Here is a 20589-nt window from a genome sequence, read left to right as displayed (position 1 = left end):
AAGGTTGCGGCAATGGCGGTGTACGGGCTCCTGGCGAAGGCGGCAGGCACGGTGGTCACCGGGTTGGTCGGCGTGACCGCCTACGAGGTGGTGCGCAAAGCCGTGGCCAAGGCGCCGCTGCACGAGACCGCGGTCAAGGGCGCCGAGCTCGGGCTGCGCGGCACCCGCAAGGCCGAGGAGGCCGCCGAGTCGGCGCGCCTCAGGCTGGCCGACGTCATGGCCGAGGCCCGCGAACGCATCGGCGAGGAGGCGCCCACTCCCTCGATCGCCGACACCCACGACCACGACCACTGATCGACGCGATATGGACCTCGCCCTAGTCCCCGACATCGCAGACGAGGTGCGAACCGAAGACCCTGCGCTGCAAGTCATTTCGGATGCAGCGGGACGCATGCGGGTCGCCGTCGACTGGGTGCGCGCCAACTCCGGGCGCGCGGTCGCGGTCGAAGAGGCGGTCGCCAAGTGCGAGGGCGTGCGCGTGGTGCACGCCTACCCGCGCACCGGATCGGTCGTCGTCTGGTACTCGCCGCGGCGCTGCGACCGCTCCGCGGTGCTGGCCGCCGTCGGCGAGGCGTTGCACATCGCCGCGGAGCTGATCCCGGCCCGCGCGCCGCATTCGGAGGAGATCCGCAACGCCGACGTGCTGCGCATGGTCATCGGCGGGGCCGCGCTGGCCCTGCTCGGGGTGCGCCGCTACGTCTTCGCGCGGCCACCGTTGCTGGGCCCCAGCGGCCGGGTGTTCGCCACCGGCGTCACGGTGTTCACCGGCTATCCGTTCCTGCGCGGCGCGCTGCGCTCGTTACGTTCCGGCAAGGCAGGCACCGACGCGCTGGTGTCGGCGGCGACCGTGGCGAGCCTGGTGCTGCGCGAGAACGTCGTCGCGCTCACCGTGCTGTGGTTGCTCAATATCGGTGAATACCTTCAGGATCTGACGTTGCGCCGGACCCGCCGCGCCATCTCCGAACTGCTGCGCGGCAGCCAGGACACGGCCTGGATCCGGCTCACGCATTCTTCTGGGGCCCTCGAGCCTGGCACCGAGGTTCAGGTGCCGATCGACACCGTGCAGATCGGCGACGAGGTGGTGGTGCACGACCACGTCGCCATTCCGGTCGACGGCGAGGTGGTCGACGGGGAGGCGATCGTCAACCAGTCCGCGATCACCGGGGAGAACCTTCCGGTCAGCGTGGTGGTCGGCGCGCACGTGCACGCCGGTTCGGTGGTGGTGCGCGGACGCCTGGTGGTGCGCGCCCGCGCCGTCGGCAACCAGACCACCATCGGCCGCATCATCACCCGGGTCGAGGAGGCCCAGCACGACCGCGCGCCGATCCAGACCGTCGGCGAAAACTTCTCGCGCCGTTTCGTTCCCACCTCGTTCATCGTCTCGGCCATCACGCTGGCAATCACCGGTGACGTCCGCCGGGCGATGACCATGCTGCTGATCGCGTGCCCGTGCGCGGTGGGCCTGGCCACCCCGACCGCGATCAGCGCGGCGATCGGCAACGGCGCCCGCCGCGGCATCCTGATCAAGGGCGGCTCGCATCTCGAGCAGGCCGGCCGGGTGGACGCGATCGTGTTCGACAAGACCGGCACGCTGACCGTCGGGCGCCCGGTGGTCACCAATATCATTGCGCTGCATAAGGATTGGCAACCCGAGCAGGTGCTGGCGTATGCGGCCAGCTCGGAGATCCACTCCCGGCACCCGCTGGCCGAGGCGGTGATCCGGTCCACCGAGGAACGTCACATCACCATCCCGCCGCACGAGGAATGCGAGGTCCTGGTGGGCCTGGGCATGCGGACCTGGGCCGACGGCCGGACCCTGCTGCTGGGCAGCCCCGGGCTGCTGCGCGCCGAAAACGTGCGGGTGTCCAAGAAAGCGTCGGAGTGGGTGGACCGGCTGCGCCGCCAGGCCGAGACCCCGCTGCTGCTCGCCGTCGACGGCAAGCTGGTCGGCCTGATCAGCCTGCGCGACGAGGTGCGCCCCGAGGCCTTTGCCGTGCTGAACAAGCTGCGCGCCAACGGCATTCGCCGCATCGTCATGCTCACCGGCGATCACCCGGACATCGCCGAGGTGGTGGCGGGCGAGCTGGGGATCGACGAATGGCGCGCCGAGGTGATGCCGGAGGACAAGCTCGCGGCGGTGCGCGACCTGCAGGACGAGGGCTACACCGTCGGCATGGTCGGTGACGGCATCAACGACGCGCCCGCGCTGGCCGCCGCCGACATCGGGATCGCCATGGGGCTGGCCGGAACCGACGTCGCCGTCGAGACCGCCGACGTGGCGCTGGCCAACGACGACCTGCACCGCCTGCTCGACGTGGGCGACCTCGGCGCCCGCGCGGTCGACGTCATCCGGGAGAACTACGGCATGTCCATCGCGGTCAACGCCGCCGGGCTGATCATCGGCGCGGGCGGCGCCCTGTCCCCGGTGCTGGCCGCGATCCTGCACAACGCGTCATCGGTGGCGGTGGTGGCCAACAGCTCGCGGCTGATCCGCTACCGCTTGGACACGCCACGCACCGCGGCGAACGGCGAGCGCACCGGCTGAAAAGTCAGCAGCCGCAATCCTCGCCACGCCAGGCGCGCACCCCCTGCCAGACCGCGACACCCGCGATGGCCAGCCCGACGGCCGGGTCGATCCACCACGCGCCGGAGCACAGCGCCGTCATCGCGAGGCCGGCCAGCACCCCGGCCGCCTGGGCGGCGCACAGATAGTTCTGGATTCCCTCGGCCTCGGTCGCACCCGAGCGCAACCGGATGCCCAGCCGGTGGTTGGCCCGGCCCAGCACCGGCATGAGCACCAACGCGAGGGCGGTCAGCCCGATGCCGATCATCGACGTCTCCGCGTGGTGTCCGCCCGTCAGGTCGCGCACCGATTCGGCGGCGATGTAGGGCGCGGTCAGCCAGAACGACACGGCGACGCCGCGCTGCGCGCGCCGCTCGGCGGTCGCGGAGAAGGCGCGCGCCCCGCTGAACCGCCACACCACCATGGCGCTGGCCAGCGCCTCCGACGCGCCGCCCAGGGCCCACCCGGTCAGGGCGACCGAGGCGACCGCGAATCCCTGCCACAGCCCGACGACGCCCTCGATGAGCACCACGGCCAGGCTGATCCAGGCCAGCCGCCGCGCCCACCCGGCGCCGCGCCGCCAGTCGGCGTCGTGCGACGCGATGCCCCGGCACTCTTGCGTGGTGGCAACCGAAGTGGTCATGGCGCGAGGCTAGCGAGGCCGCGGCGGGGCCCGCCGCCGCAACGCCCGGCCGTGATCGATCTGTGTCGCACCTCGCGCCGGGGCACCCGGCACTGGTCGTTATTGTGGCTAACCAGTAGACCGGAAGGAATTTCCGCCATGGCGCGCACCGACGACGACACCTGGGACCTGGCCACCAGCGTGGGAGCGACCGCCACCATGGTGGCCGCCGGGCGGGCCCGGGCCACCCTGGACGGGCTGATCGACGATCGGTTCGCCGAGCCGCTGGTGCGCGCGGTCGGCGTCGACTTCATGACCCGGTGGGCCGCCGGCGAGCTCGCCTCCGCCGACGTCGACGAGCCGGGCGCCCCGTGGGGCATGCAGCGCATGACCGACATGCTGGCCGCCCGCACCCGCTACATCGACGCGTTCTTCGCCGAGGCGGGCGCCCAGAAAGATCCCGTTATCGACCAGGTGGTCATCCTGGCCTCCGGCCTGGACGCGCGGGCCTACCGGCTGCCGTGGGCGCCGGGCACCACCGTGTTCGAGATCGACCAGCCGAAGGTGTTGGAGTTCAAGGCGGCCACCATCGCCGAGCTGGGCGCCGAGCCCACCGCCGCGGTCCGCAACGTTCCGATCGACCTGCGCCACGACTGGCCGTCGGCGCTGCGGCAGGCCGGCTTCGACACCGGCCGGCCCGCCGCCTGGGCGGCCGAGGGCCTGGTCGGCTTCCTGCCGCCCGAGGCGCAGGATCGGTTGCTGGACAACGTCACCGCCCTGTCCGCCGATGGCAGCCAGTTGGTGGCCGAGGTCTTCGCCAACACCGGAATCAACGGGGACGCCCTGAATGCCGCGAGCGAGAAGTGGCGCCGCAACGGCCTCGACATCGCCCTGGGTGAGCTGGGCTTCCCCGGCGAGCGCAACGACGTGGCGACCTACCTGCAGCAGCGGGGCTGGCAGCCGGTCCGCACCCCGCTGAACCAGATGCTGGCCAACAACGGCCTGCCGCTGCAGTCGACCGATCCCGATGCACCCTTCGCGCAGAATTACTACTGCACTGCGGTGCTGCACCGGTCAGCTTCTTAGGAAGGCGAACAGGATGCCAAACAGCAAGCCCGCCAAGCCACTTGACGGATTCCGGGTGCTCGACTTCACCCAGAACATCGCCGGGCCGATGGCCGGTCAGGTGCTGGCCGACCTGGGCGCCGAGGTGATCAAGGTCGAGGCGCCCGTCGGCGAGGCGGCCCGGCACATCACCGCGGTCCTGCCCGGCCGCCCGCCGCTGGCCACCCTGTTCCTGCCCCACAACCGGGGCAAGAAGTCGGTGATGGCCGACCTGCGCAGCGACGAGGCCAAACAGCAGATCCTGCGGCTGGTCGATACGGCCGACGTTGTGCTGGAAGGGTTTCGGCCCGGGGTGATGGAACGCATGGGCCTGGGTCCCGACGAGTTGCAGTCCCGCAACCCCAGGCTGATCTATGCCCGCCTGTCCGCCTACGGCGGCAACGGCCCGGAGGGCAGCCGACCGGGCGTCGACCTGATGGTTGCCGCCGAATCGGGCATGACCACCGGAATGCCCACGCCCACCGGCAAACCCCAGATTATCCCGTTCCAGCTCGTCGACGCCGCCAGCGGTCACGTGCTGGCCCAGGCGGTGCTGGCCGCGCTGCTCAATCGGGAACGCCACGGGGTGGCCGACGTCGTGCGGGTCGCCATGTATGACGTCGCGGTGAGCCTGCAGGCCAGCCAGCTGACCATCCACCTCAACAAGCCGAGCGAGGCCCCGAAGCCGGACGCGGCGCCAAAACCCAAGAAGCGCAAGGGTGTTGGGTTCGCCACCCAACCGTCGGACGCTTTCAAGGCCTCCGACGGCTACCTGGTGATCAGCGCCTACGTGCCCAAGCACTGGGACAAGCTGTGCGAGATCATCGGCCGGCCGGACATGCGCGACGACGAGCGGTTCGTCGACCAGCGCGCGCGGGCACTGAACTATCCGGAGCTCACCGAGGAACTCGAGAAGGCCCTGGCCGCCAAGACCGCGGACGAATGGGTGCGGCTGCTCCAGGAGGGCGGCCTGATGGCCTGCCACGCCTACACCTGGAAGCAGGTGGTCGGCACCGCGCTGTTCGCCGAGAACGAGCTCGCCCTGCCGGTCGGCGACGGCGCGGACGAGGTCACGGTAATCCGCACTCCGGCGCGCTATTCCAGCTTCGACGCCGCGGCCGCCGAGCCCCCGCCCGCCCTCGGCCAGCACACCGAGGAGTACCTGGGCGCACCGCAGCCCGCGTCGTAGGCGCTCACGGCGTCAGCTTGACCACCCGGTCGTTGCCGCGGTCGGCGACGTAGACGTTCTGGTCCTTGTCGACCGTCACCGCCAGCGGGGTGTTGAGCCCGCTGAACGGCAGCACGGTCCCGGTGGTCGCGCCCTGCGGGTACTTCACCACGTCGCTCTTGTCGTGCTCGGTGACGTAGACGGTGCCGCTGTTGTCCACGGCGATCCCCCACGGCACGGACAGGTCATGAAATGGCAACTCCGACACCGTATTCGACGCGGCGTCGAGCTTCACGATCCTGTTGTTGTCGGTGTCCGCGACGTAGACGTTGCCCGCGGGATCGACGGCCACGCCGTCCGGGTTCTTGAGCCCGGTGAACGGCAGCACGGTCTGGGCCGTCGCTCCCGCCGCCAGCTTCACCACCCTGCTGTTGCCGCGGTCGGCGACGTACACGGCGCCCTGGCTGTCGACCGCGACGCCCTCGGGGTAGTTCAGGCCGGTGAAGGGCAGCTCCTTCTGGCTGTTGGAGCCGGCGGCCATGCTGAGCACCCGGTTGTTGAAGTCGGCGACGTACACCGTGCCCGCGCCGTCGACGGCCAAACCCTGAGGCTGGTAGAGCCCGTTGAACGGCAGCACCGTCGTGGCGTTCGAACCGCTCGCCAGCTTCACCGCCCGGCCGTACATGCCCTCGCTGGTGACGTACACGTTGCCGGCGCTGTCCAGCGTCACCCCGCCCGGGGAGAGGCGAAAGTCAATGCCGTTGAACGGCAACACACTTTGGCCGCTGGCCTGCTTTGAGGACGACGATTCGGTGGACAGGTAGCCGACGACCGCAACCACGAACGCGACCAGTGCGACGAGGGCGATGGCGCCGACGATGATCCACTGTTTGCGTTTGCTGTCCTGCGGCACGGCGGGACGCCCGAAGTCCGGTCCAGGCCCATAGGCGCGGCGGCCGGAAGTCGTTGGGGCGGCGCGGATCAGCGACGGCGCCGGGCCGGACCGGTCGCTTCTGTTGGCACCGCTCGCGCCCCGGGGCAGCGGTCCCGCCATGGTCTCGGCGCTCGGCGACGCGGCGAACGAATCGCGCGTCGGGCGTGGATCGCCCGCACCCGCGCCCATGGCCGCGCCTTCTCCCTCGCGCAGGATCGTGGCGGCCTTGCGCTGCTCGGACGTGGTCAGCGCCCGGTGGGCGGCGGCGGCGAATTCGCCCGCGGTGCGATAGCGCTCCTGGGGATTCTTGGCCATGCCCTTGGCGATCACCTGATCCAGGGCCGGAGGAAACGCGCCGGGACGCAACTGGCTGGGCGGCGCGGCAGTCTTCGTCAGATGCGCGGCGACCAGCCGTTCGATGGTCTCGGCCCGGTAAGGCGGCGAACCGGTCAGGCACTCGGTCAAAACACATGCCAGCGAATAGATGTCGACGCTGTGGGTGACATCGTCTTCGGTGAATCGTTCCGGGGCCATGTAGTAGTACGTACCGATCGCGGTCCCGACCTGGGTCAGGCCCGGATCGCTCGCGCCCCGTGCGATCCCGAAATCCGCAAGGTAGGCGAAGTCGTTGGGGGTAACCAGAATGTTCCCCGGTGTGACGTCGCGGTGCGTCACCCCGGCGGCGTGCGCCGCGTCCAGCGCGGCGGCAACCTGGCTGATGATGGCGATCGCGCGCGGCGGCGCCAACGGCCCGTCCCGGCGCAACAGCGTGGCCAGATCGACGCCGTCGACCAGGCGCATGTCGACGTAGAACCGCCCGTCGATCTCGCCGTAATCGTGGATCGGCACCACGTGCGGCTCGGTCAACCGCCCGGCAATGTCGGCCTCGCGCTGCAGCCGGGCGCGGTACTCCGCGTTGCCCGAGAACTCCGTGGAGATCAGCTTGAGCGCCACCATGCGGCGCTTGCGGGCGTCCTCGGCCTCGTACACCTCGCCCATGCCGCCCTGGCGCAGAAGTCGCACCAGCCGGTAGGGGCCGAACCAGGACCCGACCCGCGAGGCCGGACCGTTATCGGTCACCGTCGAGCCCCTTTCATCTCGTCAGGAAATCGCATTGACCGCCGTCGACAGCTTTGCCGTGAACGAGCTGGGCAGCGGGATGGAACCGTATTGGTCCAGGCCGTCCTGACCCGGGCCGATGGCGGCCTGCATGAACGCCTTCACCGCGGCGCCGGTGGCCGCGTCCGGGTATTTCGAGCAGACGATTTCGTAGGTCGCCAGCACGATCGGGTAGGCACCCTGCTGCGTCGGCTTGTAGAACGACGAGGTGTCCAGCACCAGGTCGTTGCCCTGCCCGCTGAAGGTCGCCCCGGCGATCGTCTTCTCGACGGAGTCCTTGGTGATCGGCACCGCGTCCGGCCCCGCCGACGTGATGATCGATGCCATGGTCAGCTGCTTGCCCACCGCGAAGGACCACTCGTTGTAGGTGATCGAGCCCTCGGTGTTCTGCAGCAGCGCGGACGTGCCGTTGTTCCCGCTTTCGCCCTGCCCGACGCCGCCGTTGAACGTCTCGCTGGCGCCCTTGCCCCACGCGCCGTTCGACGCGCCGTCCAGATACTTCTGAAAGTTCGCCGTGGTGCCGGATTTGTCACTGCGGAAGATCACCGCGATGGGCGTCGACGGCAGGTTGAGGCCCGAGTTGATGGCCTTGAGCGCCGGATCGTCCCATTTGGTGATGGTGCCGTTGAAGATCTTCGCGGCGGTGGGCCCGTCCAGCTTCAGCCCGTTCACCCCGGTGAGGTGGTAGGTGACCGCGATCGGCCCGAACACCGTGGGCAGGTCCCACGCCGGCGAACCGCACCGCTGCGCCGCCCGATCGTTCTGACCCGTGGACGGGTCCAGGGGGACGTCGGAACCGGCGAGGTCTGTTTGGTTGTTGACGAATTCGCTAACGCCGGCGCCGGACCCGTTCGCGTTGTAATCCAGCGTGTAGCCCGGGCAGGCGCGGACGTAGGCGTAGACGAACTGCTCGATGGCGTTCTGCTGAGCGGTCGAGCCGCTGTCTTTCAGCACCTTCTTGCCGCCGCAGTCCACCGACGCCGACTTGGCGCCGGAGCCGGCCGAGTTCGAGTGGCCGCACCCCGCCAGCGCCAGGGCGGTGACCACCGCCAGGCCCAGCGCCGCGCCATATCGAGCGAACCTCACGAGACTCCTTCGCACGTCGCGGCGGCGAACGCGCAGGCCACGCCGCCGGCTGCTGTCCGAGCCGCGAATGACGCATGCGCGCCGGCCCGCGACCCGCGGGCTAGTAAAAGTTAACCAATCGCGAATATACAAACCCTTGACAAACAATAAGAGGTGAATAAGCGGTGACTGAATCGCGGGAGCCGGCACGTAGCATCGGTTGGCGATGGGTCGAGGACAACAATCGCGGGCCGCAGGTCCGGCTCCCGCCGCCGACGACGGCGACGTGGCCATCCGCGCGGTCGACCTGACCCTCGGATTCGGCAACAAAACCGTCCTTGAACAGGTCAGTCTCGACTTTCCCGCCCGCTCGGTGACCTCGCTGCTGGGGCCGACCGGCTCGGGGAAGACCACCTTCCTGCGCACCCTGAACCGGATGAACGACAAGGTGGCCGGCTACCGGCACACCGGCGACGTGCTGCTGGGCGGCCAGAGCGTGTTCAGCACCGGCAACCTGATGGACTTCCGCCGGCGCGTCGGGATGCTGTTCCAGCGTCCCAACCCGTTCCCGATGTCGATCCGCGACAACGTCGTCGCCGGCGTGCGCGCCCACAAGCTGGCGCCGCGCAGGCGGCTGGGCGACGTCGCCGAGGCCCGGCTCACCGAGGTCGGGCTGTGGAACGCCGTCAAGGACCGGCTCGGGGATTCGCCGTTCCGGCTCTCCGGCGGTCAGCAGCAGCTGCTGTGCCTGGCCCGCGCGCTCGCCGTCGACCCCGAGGTCCTGCTGCTGGACGAACCCACCTCGTCGCTGGACCCGGCCACCACCGAGGCGATCGAAGGGCTGATCCGGTCGCTGGCCGACCGGCTCACCGTGATCATGGTGACCCACGACCTGGCCCAGGCGGCCCGCATCGGCGACCGGACCGCGCTGTTCTTCGACGGCAGGCTGGTCGAGGAGGGTCCCACCGAACAGCTCTTCTCCTCACCGAAACACGCCGAGACGCTGCGCTACGTCTCCGGGCTGTTCGGCGACCGCCGGCTGCTGGGCGCGGTCATCGGCGCCCCGGAAGCGCCGCCAATGCAGGAGACGCCCAGCGCGAACCACGAGTAAGCAACCAACCCCGTACAGAGAGGTGTCGAGGTGACAATTCGATTGCGAACGATCGTGGCCGTGTCGGTCGCGCTGCTGGCCGTTGCGGCGGCGGGCTGCGGCTCGAAGTCGACCGGCGGTTCCTCCGGCGCGGGGGGCAACGGCAGCCCCGCCACCACCCCGGCTTCCGCACAGGTCGCGTTGTCGGAGACGGGCAGCACCCTGCTCTATCCGCTGTTCAACCTCTGGGGCCCGGCCTACCACGCCAAGTATCCGAACGTCGGCATCACCGCCCAGGGCACCGGGTCCGGCACCGGCATCGCCCAGGCCGCCGCCGGCGCGGTCGACATCGGCGCCTCCGACGCATACCTGTCCGAGGGCGACATGGCCGCGCACAAGGGGCTGATGAACATCGCGATGGCCATCTCCGCGCAGCAGATCAACTACAACCTGCCCGGCGTGACCGACCACATCAAGCTCAACGGCAAGGTGCTGGCCGCGATGTACAAGGGCTCCATCAAGGCCTGGAACGACCCGCAGATCGCCGGCCTCAACCCGGGGGTGAATCTGCCTGCCACACCGGTGGTTCCGCTGCACCGTTCCGACGGGTCCGGCGACACCTTCCTGTTCACCCAGTACCTGTCCAAGCAGGATTCCGACGGCTGGGGCAAGTCGCCCGGGTTCGGCACCACCGTCGACTTCCCCGCCGTGCCAGGGGCATTGGGCGAGAACGGCAACGGCGGCATGGTGACCGGCTGCGCCGACACCCCCGGCTGCGTCGCCTACATCGGCATCAGCTTCCTAGACCAGGCAAATCAGAAGGGCCTGGGTGAAGCCCAGTTGGCCAATGCCGCAGGCAATTTCGTGATGCCCGACGCGCAGAGCATCCAGGCCGCGGCCGCCAGCTTCACCTCGACCCCGGCGAACCAGGTGATTTCGCTGATCAACGGCCCCGCCCCGAACGGGTATCCGATCATCAACTACGAATACGCCATCGTCAACAGCCAGCAGAAGGACGCCGCCACCGCCCAGACGCTGCAGGCCTTCCTGCACTGGGCCATCACCGACGGCAACAGCAATTCGTTCCTGGACAAGGTTCACTTCCAACCGCTGCCCGCGTCGGTGGTGAAGCTCTCCGACGCGCAGATCGCCAAGATCACGAGCTGACTTCTTGGCTACTACCGCGAACCCCGAAGCCATGGGCGAGGTGCGCGCCGGGCGGCGCGGCGTGCTCCGCGTCCAGGAGATGGCCCGCGACGGCCTGATCATCAGGCTGCTGGGCGGATTCGGCGCGGTCGTGCCGCTGTGCGCGCTGGTGTTCGTGCTCGGGACGCTGGTCGTCGAGGCGCTTCCGGCGATCCGGCTCAACGGCTTGCACTTCTTGACCGGCACCGAGTGGAACCCCGGCAACACCTACGGGGACACCGTGGTCACTCACGGCGTGGCGCACCCGCCCAACGCCAACTACGGCGCGCTGCCCCTGATCGTCGGCACGCTGGCCACCTCGGCGATCGCACTGGTGGTCGCCGTGCCGGTGTCCATCGGCGCGGCGTTGATGATCGCCGAGAAGCTGCCCCGGCGCCTGGCCGGCGCGGTGGGTCTGGTTCTCGAACTGCTGGCAGGCATCCCCAGTGTTGTCGTAGGCCTCTGGGGCGCAATGACATTCGGGCCATTCATCGCCCACCGCGTGGCGCCGGTGGTCGCCCGCAACGCGCCCGACGTGCCGGTGCTCAGCTACCTGCGCGGCAACACCGGCAACGGCGAGGGCTTGCTGGTCTCGGGACTGGTGCTGGCGGTGATGATCATCCCGATCATCGCCACCACCACCCGCGACCTGATCCGCCAGGTGCCGGCGCTACCCCGCGAGGGCGCGACGGCGCTGGGCATGTCGGACTGGGAGTGCGTTCGCCGGGTCACGTTGCCCTGGGTGTCCAGCGGCATCGTCGGCGCGGTGGTGCTTGGCCTCGGACGAGCCCTCGGCGAGACGATGGCCGTGGCCATGGTGTCCGGCGCGATGCTGGGCGCCATGCCCACCAACATCTACTCCACCATGACGACGATCGCCGCCACCATTGTGTCCCAACTGGATTCGGCGATGACGGACTCGACGAACTTCGCGGTCAAGACGCTCGCCGAGGCCGGGCTGGTGCTGTTGATGATCACGCTGGTGACCAACCTGGCCGCCCGCGCGCTGGTGCACCGGACCTCGGGCACCGCCCTACCGGTCGGGCGGGGCGTCTGAGGTGGCCGTCGCGATGCGGTCGTCGACTTCCCGGCGCAGGATCGTCAACGCCGTGTTCTGGGCGGCGTGCCTGTGCTGCCTGGCCCTGGTGATCGTCCCGACGGCGTGGATGCTGATCGAGGTCATCGGCCGCGCCCTGCCGGTGTTCCACCTGCGGGTGCTCTTCCGCGACACCCACGGCAACGGCGGCGGGTTGCGCAACGCCATCGTCGGCACCGCCGTACTCAGCCTCGGCGTCATGCTCGTCGGCGGCACGGTGAGCGTGCTGGCCGGCATCTATCTTTCGGAATTCGCCACCGGCAGAAGGCGTTCCGTGTTGCGTGGCGCCTACGAGGTGCTGGCCGGCATCCCGTCGATCGTGCTGGGCTACGTCGGGTACCTGGCCCTGGTGGTGTATTTCGAGTGGGGCTTCTCGCTGGCGGCCGGGGTGACGGTGCTGTCGGTGATGAGCATCCCCTACATCACCAAGGCCACCGAGTCCGCGCTGGCCCAAGTGCCGACGTCCTACCGTGAGGGCGCGGAAGCGCTTGGGCTGCCTGCCATTTGGACGCTGCGCAAAATCGTGCTCAGGCAGGCGATTCCGGGGATCGTCACCGGCCTGCTGGTGGCGCTCGCGCTCGCGGTCGGCGAGACGGCGCCGATGCTCTACACGGCGGGCTGGTCGAATTCCCCACCGACCGGGCAGCTCACCGATTCGCCCGTCGCCTACCTGACCTATCCGATCTGGACGTTCTACAACCTGCCGTCGAAGTCGGCCCAGAACCTGTCGTACGACGCGGCCTTGCTGCTGATCGTGTTCCTGCTGCTGTTGATCCTGCTCGGCCGGCTGATCACCTGGCTGGCCGGGCGCAGGTCGCACAGCTAGGCCCCCGCGCCCGGCAGCCGCACCACCTGAACGAAGAATTCGTCGATCTGCCGGACGGCCTTCATGAACTGGTCCAGGTCAACGGGTTTGGTGACGTAGGCGTTCGCGTGCAGCTTGTAGCTCTTGAGGATGTCCTCCTCCGCCGAGGAGGTGGTCAGCACCACGACCGGGATGCGCGCCAGGTCGGGGTCGGACTTGACCTTCTCCAGCAGCTGGCGGCCGTCGTATTTGGGCAGATTCAGGTCGAGCAGGATGAGGTCGGGCCGCGGCGCGTCGGCGAACTCACCGCGCCGGTAAAGGTAGTTGAGGCCCTCCTCGCCGTCGTGGGCGACGTGGAGCCTGTTCTTGAGCTTGTTGTGCTCGAACGCTTCTCGGGTGATGAGCTCGTCGCCCGGGTCGTCCTCGACGAGCAGGATGTCGATTGCTCTGCCTTCTGTTGTCGTCATTGATGCGCTCCTTCCAAAGCGACCGAGTCCGCTTCGTCGACGGGTCTGGGGCCGGGCAGGCTGAATTCGAACCGGGTCCCATCGGTGTAGGACGTGTCGATCCGGACGGTGCCGCCGTGGTGTTCGATGATCTTCTTCACCAGCGCCAGGCCGACCCCGGTTCCGGCGTACACGTCGCGGCCGTGCAGCCGCTGGAAGATCACGAAGACCTTGTCGGAGAATTCCTCCGGGATACCGATGCCGTTGTCGGACACGCTCAGCAGCCATTCGCCGTCATGGGTGCCGGTGCCGGGCGCGCATTCGATGACGACGCGGGGCCGACGGTCCTTGTGCCGAAACTTGATCGCGTTCCCGATCAGGTTCTGCCACAGCATCGTCAACAACATCGGATCCCCGACGATCTGCGGCAGCGGCTGCTCCGGCCGCACAATCTGCGCCTCGGTTTCCTCGATCGCGGTGGCCAGGTTCGCCAGGCCGGCGTCGAGGGTGGCGTCGAGCTGCACCTCGGTTTCCGTGGTGCCCAGCCGGCCGACCCGCGAGAAGGTGAGCAAGTCGTTGATCAGCGCCTGCATGCGCTTGGCGCCGTCGACCGCGAACCCGATGTATTCGATGCCGCGCTCGTCGAGCTGGTCGCCGTAGCGCTTTTCCAGCAGCTGGCAGAACGACGCGACCTTGCGCAGCGGTTCCTGTAGGTCGTGCGATGCCACGTAGGCGAACTGCTCGAGTTCGGTATTGGATCGCCGCAATTCGGCGGCCTGCTCGTCCAACTGCGCCTGCGCCGACCGCGACACCTCGAGCTCGTCGACGATGCGCTTGCGCATGTCCTCGACGTCGATCGCCATCTTCCGAATGTCCCTGGGGCGCGCCGGAGGTGGGATCGTCTCCTCGAAGTTGCCCTGGGTGATGCTTCGGCAGGCCGTGGCCAGCGCGGCGATCGGCCGGGTGATCGCGGCGCGGCTGAGCAGCCCCAGCAGCAGGGCGGTCCCGATCACGATCAGCACCGTGGCGCCCAGCACCCAGTCGCGCCAGCCGTTGATCTCGTTGAGCTCGTCGACGGCGGCCGTCGTGGCCGCCGTCAGGTGGTTGTTCTGCGTATCGAAAAGCTCACGGAGATGGTCGAATTTGTTCTTCCCCGTGTCGGCCGTGCGCGCGCTGATGTAGCTCGGCGTCTTGGGGGCCACGCTGGCGATCAACGGCTCGGCGTAGTTCGTCCGCCAGTCGGCGGCGGCGGCTTCCACCGCGTCCAGATCGGCCGTCAGCTGGGTGCGGCCGCCCACCAGGCGGCGAACCTCCTCGGCCGCAGCCTGTTCGGCGCGCTGTCCGTCGTAATACGGCGCGAGGAACTGGCGGTCGGCGGAGATCAGGTAGCCGCGCAGGCCCGTCTCCTGGTCGCGCAGCGCCGATTGCAAGCGCGCCGCGGCGACGCGCGCCGGCTGGATGTTCTGGGCCATCTGGCGCGACACCTCGTCGGTGCGATGCAGCAACACGGCGCCGACCAGCGCCCCGACGAGCACGGTCGCGCCCATGATCCACAGCACCAGCGCCAGCCATCCCCGCACGGTGAGCTCCGTGAGCCGAAGCGGGCGCGATGGGATCACGTGGTAGTCCTCTCGACACGCAGGACGGCGATGTCATCGGTCAAACCGCCGCGGGGCTGGGCGAGTTCCTGGGCGCCGTTGATGAGCGCGTCGACGAACGCGGGGCCGGGCCGGTGCGCGTGCGCGCGGGCCAGGGCGAGCAGGCCGTCCTCGCCCAGGCGTTGCGTGCCCTCGCCCGAATAGCCCTCGAAGAGTCCGTCGGTCAGCAACAGTAGGGCGTGCCCGGCGGGCAGCTCCAGCTCTTCGGACGGCCAGTCGCCGACGCCCAGGCCCAGCGCCGGGCCGCCCGACGGCTCGAACCACTCCACGGCTCCGCCGGCCTGCACCAACATCGGCGGGTGGCCGGCGCGGATCACGCTGACGTGCGGGCCGTCGGGCGAGATCTCCAGGCTGAGCACGGTCGCGAAGATTCCGGTGTCGGGCCGTTCCGAATACAGGACCCGTTCGAGCTGCCGCATCAGTTCGACGCCGTGCACGCCGGCAAAGGTGAGCGCGCGGAACGCGATCCGCAGCGCCGCACCCAGCGCGGCCTCGTGCGGGCCGTGCCCGGCGACGTCGCCGATCAGCACGTGCACCACCCGGTCCGGCGTCTGCACGACGTCATAAAAGTCACCGCACAGCAGCGCGTCTTCGCGGCTCGGCCGGTACCGGGCGACGATGTCGACGCCCGGGTTGTCCAGCAGCAGCGGCGAGGGCAGCAGGCCGCGTTCCAGCAGCGCGTTCTCCCGGGCCCGCAGCTGCGTGGCGTGCAGGTCGGCGGCGATGAGCTCGGCGCGCTTGCGCTCGATCGCATACAGCAGTGCGCGTCGCAGCATTTCCGGCTCGACCCGGCCCTTGACCAGATAGTCCTGGGCACCGGCGGCCACCGCCGACGCCCCGAAGTACTCGTCGTTCAGCCCGGTCAGCACCACGATGGGCACGGTGGCGTCGAGGTTGGCGATGCGGTTCAGCGCGTCGATCCCGCTGGCGTCGGGCAGGTGCAGGTCCAGCAGCACGCAGTCCGGCCGGGCGGACGCCAGCTCGCGTTCGGCGTGCGCCATCGACTTCGCCCACACCACCCGGATGTCGGTGACCGCGTCGGTGATCAGGTCTTCCACCAGCACCGCGTCGGCGCGGTCGTCCTCGACCAACAGCAACGACAATGACTGCCAGCTCCCCGTCGGGGTGACCGGAGCTCGCGTCGGTATCAATTCCCGTCCATCTGTAGACGCACATGGCACGTCACGTTCTGCACCGCAGACCCCCTTGCCGCGATAAGACCCTTTGCTCCGTGACGGTGGTCGGACGAGATTCGGTGTCTGTTTACCGACCTCGGTGCGGGTTTCACGCACCGAGTGGAGATCCTATGCCTGGCGGTCGGGCTTTTCCCAACGGGATCGCCGAAAGCGATCAGCGCAGCAACGCCCGCGACATCACCACGCGCTGAATCTGATTCGTGCCCTCGTAGATCTGGGTGATCTTGGCGTCCCGCATCATCCGCTCGACCGGGAAGTCGATGGTGTAGCCGGCGCCGCCGAAGAGCTGCACCGCGTCGGTGGTGACCTCCATCGCGACGTCGGAGGCCAGACACTTGGACGCCGCGGAGATGAAGCCCAGGTGCGATTCGCCGCGCTCGGCGCGCGCGGCGGCGTGATACACCATCAGCCGGGCGGACTCCACCTTCATCGCCATGTCGGCGAGCATGAACTGCACCGCCTGGAAGCTGCTGATCGATTGCGCGAACTGCTTGCGGTCCTTGGTGTAGGCGATCGCGGCGTCCAGGGCGCCCTGGGCGATGCCGACCGCCTGGGCGCCGATGGTGGGCCGGGTGTGGTCCAGCGTCGCCAGCGCGGTCTTGAAACCGGTGCCGGGCTCGCCGATGATCCGGTCGCCGGGGATGCGGCAGTTCTCGAAGTACAGCTCGGTGGTCGGTGAACCCTTGATGCCGAGCTTCTTCTCCTTCGGCCCCACCGTGAAGCCCTCGTCGTCCTTGTGCACCATGAACGCCGAGATCCCGTTGGCGCCCTTGTCCGGATCGGTCACGGCCATCACCGTGTACCAGCTCGACTTGCCGCCGTTGGTGATCCAGCACTTGGCGCCGTTGAGAATCCAGTCACCCCCGTCGGCCTTCGCCCGGGTCCGCATGGACGCCGCGTCGCTGCCGGCCTCGCGCTCGCTCAGCGCGTAGGACGCCATCGCCGTGCCGTCCGCGATCGAGGGCAGCACCTGCTTCTTCAGCTCGTCCGAACCGCGCAGGATCAGCCCCATGGTGCCCAGCTTGTTCACCGCGGGAATCAGCGACGCCGAGGTGTCGACGCGGGCGACCTCCTCGATCACGATGCACGCCGCCACCGAGTCCGCGCCCTGCCCGCCGTACTCCTCGGGCACGTGCACGGCGTTGAACCCCGACGAGTTCAGCGCATCCAGTGCCTCGGTGGGAAAGCGGGAGTTCTCGTCCACGTCGGCGGCGTGCGGAGCGATCTCCTTCTCCGCCAGCGCACGGATCGCGGCGCGCAACTCCTGGTGCTCTTCGGGCAGTTGGAACAGATCGAAGTCGGGGTTTCCGGCCCATCCAGCCATCTCGGCCTCCTCTTGCACTCTGCCGACATGCCCGGCTTCTCGGCGGGCGCGGCCCGCCTCGTCGCCAGGCTACTAGCCGGTAACTTTACCCTGACGCTGTTGCAGCGCCTCATCCTTGGCCCGCACGCTGCGCGCCAGCTCCTCCTGGAACTCGACGATCCGCGCGCGCAGCGCGGGGTCCGACGACCCGAGGATGCGCACCGCGAGCAGCCCGGCGTTGCGGGCTCCCCCGATGGACACCGTGGCCACCGGGACCCCGGCGGGCATCTGCACGATCGACAGCAGCGAGTCCAGGCCGTCCAGGCGCGCCAGCGGCACCGGCACACCGATCACCGGCAGCGGCGTCGCGGACGCGACCATCCCGGGCAGGTGCGCGGCTCCCCCGGCCCCGGCGATGATCACCTCGATGCCCCGACCGGCCGCGTCGCGCGCGTAGTCGAACATCACCTGCGGGGTGCGGTGCGCGGAGACCACCCGGACCTCGGCCGGCACGTCGAACTCGGCCAACGCCGCCGCGGCGTCCTGCATCACCGACCAGTCGCTGTCGCTGCCCATGATCACCCCGACCCGAGGCGATTGCTCACTCATGTGGGTCCCATCCATCCGTCCACTGCCCGTGTGACAACCAGTGTGCCGCCAGCTCGGCCCGTTCCCGCAGCTTCGCGACGTTCTCCCGACCCGCCGGCCCGGAGCCGACGAAGTTGATGTGCCCGACCTTGCGGCCGGGACGCTCTTGTTTGCCGTAGAGGTGGACGCGGGCGTCGGGCATCCGCGCGAACAGGTGGTGCAGCCGCTCATCGACGCTCATCCGCGGGACTTCGGGGGCGCCCAGCACGTTGGCCATCACCGTCACCGGCGCGATGGCGTCGGTGTCGCCGAGCGGGTAGTCCAGCACCGCGCGCACATGCTGCTCGAACTGATTGGTGCGCGACCCGTCCATGGTCCAGTGCCCCGAGTTGTGTGGCCGCATCGCCAGCTCGTTGACCAGCAGCTCGCCCTCGACCGTCTCGAAGAGTTCGACCGCGAGCACCCCGACCACCCCCAGATCGGCGGCCAGCCGCAACGCCAGCTGCTGCGCGGCGGCGGCGCGCTCGCCGGACAGCTCCGGCGCGGGCGCGATCACCTGCACGCAGATCCCGTCTCGTTGCACGGTCTCGACCACCGGCCACGCCGCGCCCTGGCCGAACGGCGACCGGGCCACCAGGGCCGACAGTTCGCGGCGCAGGGTCACCTGCTCCTCGGCCATCACCGGCACACCGTCGGCCAGGAAGGCGGTCGCGATCTCACGGGCGTGCGACGGGTCGCGCGCCATCCGCACCCCACGCCCGTCGTAACCGCCGCGGACCGCTTTGACCACCACGGGGCCGCCCATACGCCGCGCGAAGGCGTCGAGTTCGTCGACGCTGCGGATCTCGGCGTAGTGCGGCACCGGGACGCCGAGCGCCTCGAGCCGCCGGCGCATGACCAGCTTGTCCTGCGCGTGCACCAGGGCTTGCGGCGGCGGCGCCACGTTGACGCCCTCGGCGACCAGCTTCTCCAGCAGCTCGTTCGGCACGTGTTCGTGGTCGAAGGTCAGCACGTCGGCGCCCGCGGCCACCCGGCGCAGGGCATCGAGATCGGTGTGCGACCCGATGACGATGTCGGGGGCGACCAACGCGGCCGGCTCGTCGGCGGCGGTGGCCAACACCCGCAGCGACTGCCCCAGCGCGATCGCCGCCTGGTGGGTCATCCGGGCGAGCTGACCGCCACCGACCATTGCGACGACGGGGACGGCTCGGGGGACGGCTCGGGGTGCTACGACGGGGGCTGCGCCCGGCGGGCGTGTACTCGGCACGGCCATCATCGTGTCACGGCGAAACAAACCGGCGCCAAAGGCGTGTTGACCGGGGCCGACACCGAATTGTTATGTACGATTTTGCGTCGAATTTGTGTCCATCCGTAGACTGACGTGTTGTGTCCTTCGCCGAAGCCACGATCGCGCGTCTGCCTCGGGTTATGCAGCCCTATTTGCTACGCCACCACGAACTGATCAAATTCGCCATCGTCGGCGGAACCACATTCGTCATCGACTCGGCGATTTTCTACACGCTGAAGCTGACAATTCTGGAACCCAAACCGGTGACCGCAAAGGTGATCGCGGGCATTGTGGCGGTTATCGCGTCCTACGTGCTGAACCGGGAATGGAGCTTCCGCAATCGCGGCGGGCGCGAGCGCCACCACGAGGCGCTGCTGTTCTTCGCGTTCAGCGGTGTGGGGGTGCTGCTCTCCATGGCGCCGCTGTGGTTCTCCAGCTACGTGTTACAGCTGCGCGAGCCGACGGTGTCGCTGGCGGTGGAGAACGTCGCCGACTTCATCTCGGCCTACATCATCGGCAACCTGTTGCAGATGGCGTTCCGGTTCTGGGCGTTCCGGCGCTGGGTGTTCCCCGACCAATTCGCGCGCGACCCGGAGAAGGCGCTGGAATCCGCGCTCACCGCCGGCGGTATCGCCGAAATCTTCGAGGACGAGATCGAGGGCGGCAACGTCACGCTGCTGCGCGCCTGGCGCAACCGGGCCAGCCGCCTGGGTCAGCTGGGCGATTCCTCGGAACCCAGGGTGTCGAAGACTTCGTGATACAGCAGCGCGTGCACCTCGCGCAGCCGCGGAATGTCGTAGAACTCCAACGGATCTTGTGACGCCGACTCGATGATCAGCGTCCCGGTGCGGAACATGCGCTCGGTGATGCGGTCGCGGAATTCCACGCTGTTGATCCGGGCCAGCGGGATGTCGATGCCGGCGCGGGTCAGCACCCCGTGCCGGAACATCACCCGCCGGTTGGTCACCACGAAGTGCGTGGTCAGCCAGCTCAAAAAAGGCCACAGCGTCAGCCAGCCCACGATCACCAGCCAGATCCCCCAGATGACGCCGTAGATGATGTTCTTGGCTAGCTGCTCCCAGTGCGTCGAGTTGAGGTATCCGGCACCGAACGCGGCCAGTCCGGTCACCAGGATGAGGACCAGCACCGGCCAGATCAGCCGCCTCCAGTGCGGGTGGCGATGCACGATCACGTGTTCGCCGGCGGCCAGAACGTTATCCGGGTAGCCCATGCCCGCCGACATTAGCTGTGCGCCGCGCTTGCGATCGCCACGAGCGCAAAGGTGGCGACCCGCTGCGCCCGGCTGCGCCGCGCTTGCGATCGCCACTAGCGCAAAGGTGGCGACCCGCTGCGCCCGGC

The 20589-nt window shown here is 69.1% G+C and carries 19 protein-coding genes; 9 read left to right on the top strand and 10 right to left on the bottom strand.

Annotated elements, in window-relative coordinates; genetic code table 11:
* Positions 1 to 12: 12 nt before the first annotated feature.
* Together ACYQ8K_RS19030 and ctpC are read left to right on the top strand one after the other, a co-directional pair.
* Positions 13 to 294, top strand: a complete 282-nt coding sequence (locus tag ACYQ8K_RS19030; RefSeq protein WP_007773190.1) for a DUF1490 family protein — start codon at positions 13 to 15, stop codon at positions 292 to 294.
* 10 nt (positions 295 to 304) lie between these two features.
* Positions 305 to 2545: a manganese-exporting P-type ATPase CtpC gene (gene ctpC, locus ACYQ8K_RS19025; RefSeq protein ID WP_459971376.1), complete on the top strand. Its 2241-nt coding sequence runs from the start codon at positions 305 to 307 to the stop codon at positions 2543 to 2545.
* 4 nt (positions 2546 to 2549) lie between these two features.
* Here ctpC and ACYQ8K_RS19020 read toward each other — a convergent pair whose 3' ends face one another.
* Complete coding sequence (locus ACYQ8K_RS19020) at positions 2550 to 3206, bottom strand: cation diffusion facilitator family transporter (RefSeq protein ID WP_459971375.1); 657 nt, start codon at positions 3204 to 3206, stop codon at positions 2550 to 2552.
* A gap of 138 nt (positions 3207 to 3344) precedes the next feature.
* Between ACYQ8K_RS19020 and ACYQ8K_RS19015 the strand changes: the two genes are divergently transcribed.
* Both ACYQ8K_RS19015 and ACYQ8K_RS19010 read left to right on the top strand, forming a co-directional pair.
* Positions 3345 to 4271 carry a class I SAM-dependent methyltransferase gene (locus tag ACYQ8K_RS19015; RefSeq protein WP_459971373.1) on the top strand — a complete coding sequence of 309 codons (927 nt, stop codon included), beginning with the start codon at positions 3345 to 3347 and terminating at the stop codon, positions 4269 to 4271.
* Between the two features lie 13 nt (positions 4272 to 4284).
* The gene (locus ACYQ8K_RS19010; RefSeq protein ID WP_459971371.1) at positions 4285 to 5478 is read left to right on the top strand and encodes a CoA transferase; all 1194 of its coding nucleotides are present in this window, start codon (positions 4285 to 4287) and stop codon (positions 5476 to 5478) included.
* 4 nt (positions 5479 to 5482) lie between these two features.
* Here ACYQ8K_RS19010 and ACYQ8K_RS19005 read toward each other — a convergent pair whose 3' ends face one another.
* Both ACYQ8K_RS19005 and pstS (ACYQ8K_RS19000) read right to left on the bottom strand, forming a co-directional pair.
* The gene (locus tag ACYQ8K_RS19005; RefSeq protein WP_459971369.1) at positions 5483 to 7471 is read right to left on the bottom strand and encodes a serine/threonine-protein kinase PknD; all 1989 of its coding nucleotides are present in this window, start codon (positions 7469 to 7471) and stop codon (positions 5483 to 5485) included.
* 21 nt (positions 7472 to 7492) lie between these two features.
* The gene (pstS, locus tag ACYQ8K_RS19000) at positions 7493 to 8596 is read right to left on the bottom strand and encodes a phosphate ABC transporter substrate-binding protein PstS (protein WP_459971367.1); all 1104 of its coding nucleotides are present in this window, start codon (positions 8594 to 8596) and stop codon (positions 7493 to 7495) included.
* Positions 8597 to 8801: 205 nt separating this feature from the next.
* On the opposite strand from pstS (ACYQ8K_RS19000), the gene ACYQ8K_RS18995 reads away from it, so the two are divergent.
* From ACYQ8K_RS18995 to pstA, 4 genes are all read left to right on the top strand, one after another.
* On the top strand, positions 8802 to 9686 hold the full coding sequence (locus ACYQ8K_RS18995; protein ID WP_459971365.1) for an ATP-binding cassette domain-containing protein: 885 nt from the start codon (positions 8802 to 8804) through the stop codon (positions 9684 to 9686).
* Positions 9687 to 9716: 30 nt separating this feature from the next.
* Positions 9717 to 10832 (top strand): phosphate ABC transporter substrate-binding protein PstS, encoded by a 1116-nt coding sequence (gene pstS / locus ACYQ8K_RS18990; protein ID WP_459971364.1) that lies wholly within the window; start codon positions 9717 to 9719, stop codon positions 10830 to 10832.
* Positions 10833 to 10911: 79 nt separating this feature from the next.
* Positions 10912 to 11907, top strand: coding sequence for a phosphate ABC transporter permease subunit PstC (gene pstC, locus ACYQ8K_RS18985; RefSeq protein ID WP_459971402.1), 996 nt, complete (start codon positions 10912 to 10914; stop codon positions 11905 to 11907).
* A 13-nt stretch (positions 11908 to 11920) separates the two neighbouring features.
* Positions 11921 to 12772: a phosphate ABC transporter permease PstA gene (pstA, locus tag ACYQ8K_RS18980; RefSeq protein WP_459971362.1), complete on the top strand. Its 852-nt coding sequence runs from the start codon at positions 11921 to 11923 to the stop codon at positions 12770 to 12772.
* Here the strand turns inward: pstA and ACYQ8K_RS18975 are convergent.
* From ACYQ8K_RS18975 to ACYQ8K_RS18950, 6 genes are all read right to left on the bottom strand, one after another.
* Entirely contained in the window at positions 12769 to 13218 is a 450-nt protein-coding gene (locus ACYQ8K_RS18975) for a response regulator (protein ID WP_459971360.1), read from the bottom strand. The genes pstA and ACYQ8K_RS18975 overlap by 4 nt on opposite strands.
* Positions 13215 to 14816 carry a sensor histidine kinase gene (locus ACYQ8K_RS18970; protein ID WP_459971358.1) on the bottom strand — a complete coding sequence of 534 codons (1602 nt, stop codon included), beginning with the start codon at positions 14814 to 14816 and terminating at the stop codon, positions 13215 to 13217. Before ACYQ8K_RS18970 ends, ACYQ8K_RS18975 begins: the two co-directional genes overlap by 4 nt.
* Positions 14813 to 15958 carry a PP2C family protein-serine/threonine phosphatase gene (locus tag ACYQ8K_RS18965; RefSeq protein ID WP_459971357.1) on the bottom strand — a complete coding sequence of 382 codons (1146 nt, stop codon included), beginning with the start codon at positions 15956 to 15958 and terminating at the stop codon, positions 14813 to 14815. The genes ACYQ8K_RS18970 and ACYQ8K_RS18965 overlap by 4 nt, the downstream gene beginning before the upstream one ends.
* A gap of 247 nt (positions 15959 to 16205) precedes the next feature.
* Positions 16206 to 17375: an acyl-CoA dehydrogenase gene (locus ACYQ8K_RS18960; protein ID WP_459971355.1), complete on the bottom strand. Its 1170-nt coding sequence runs from the start codon at positions 17373 to 17375 to the stop codon at positions 16206 to 16208.
* 72 nt (positions 17376 to 17447) lie between these two features.
* Entirely contained in the window at positions 17448 to 17963 is a 516-nt protein-coding gene (gene purE / locus ACYQ8K_RS18955) for a 5-(carboxyamino)imidazole ribonucleotide mutase (RefSeq protein ID WP_459971353.1), read from the bottom strand.
* A complete protein-coding gene (locus tag ACYQ8K_RS18950; protein ID WP_459971351.1) occupies positions 17956 to 19218 on the bottom strand; it encodes a 5-(carboxyamino)imidazole ribonucleotide synthase in 1263 nt (420 codons plus the stop codon). Before ACYQ8K_RS18950 ends, purE begins: the two co-directional genes overlap by 8 nt.
* Positions 19219 to 19328: 110 nt before the next feature.
* Between ACYQ8K_RS18950 and ACYQ8K_RS18945 the strand changes: the two genes are divergently transcribed.
* The gene (locus ACYQ8K_RS18945) at positions 19329 to 19988 is read left to right on the top strand and encodes a GtrA family protein (protein WP_067355780.1); all 660 of its coding nucleotides are present in this window, start codon (positions 19329 to 19331) and stop codon (positions 19986 to 19988) included.
* Here the strand turns inward: ACYQ8K_RS18945 and ACYQ8K_RS18940 are convergent.
* Positions 19943 to 20461, bottom strand: a complete 519-nt coding sequence (locus tag ACYQ8K_RS18940) for a PH domain-containing protein (RefSeq protein WP_459971349.1) — start codon at positions 20459 to 20461, stop codon at positions 19943 to 19945. The two genes, ACYQ8K_RS18945 and ACYQ8K_RS18940, sit on opposite strands and share 46 nt — an antisense overlap.
* Positions 20462 to 20589 lie beyond the last annotated feature (128 nt).

It is taken from the genome of Mycobacterium sp. MUNTM1, from assembly GCF_054660795.1.
The sequence above is the reverse complement of the archived record's forward strand: the minus strand, read 5'-3'. Positions and strand labels throughout refer to the sequence as shown.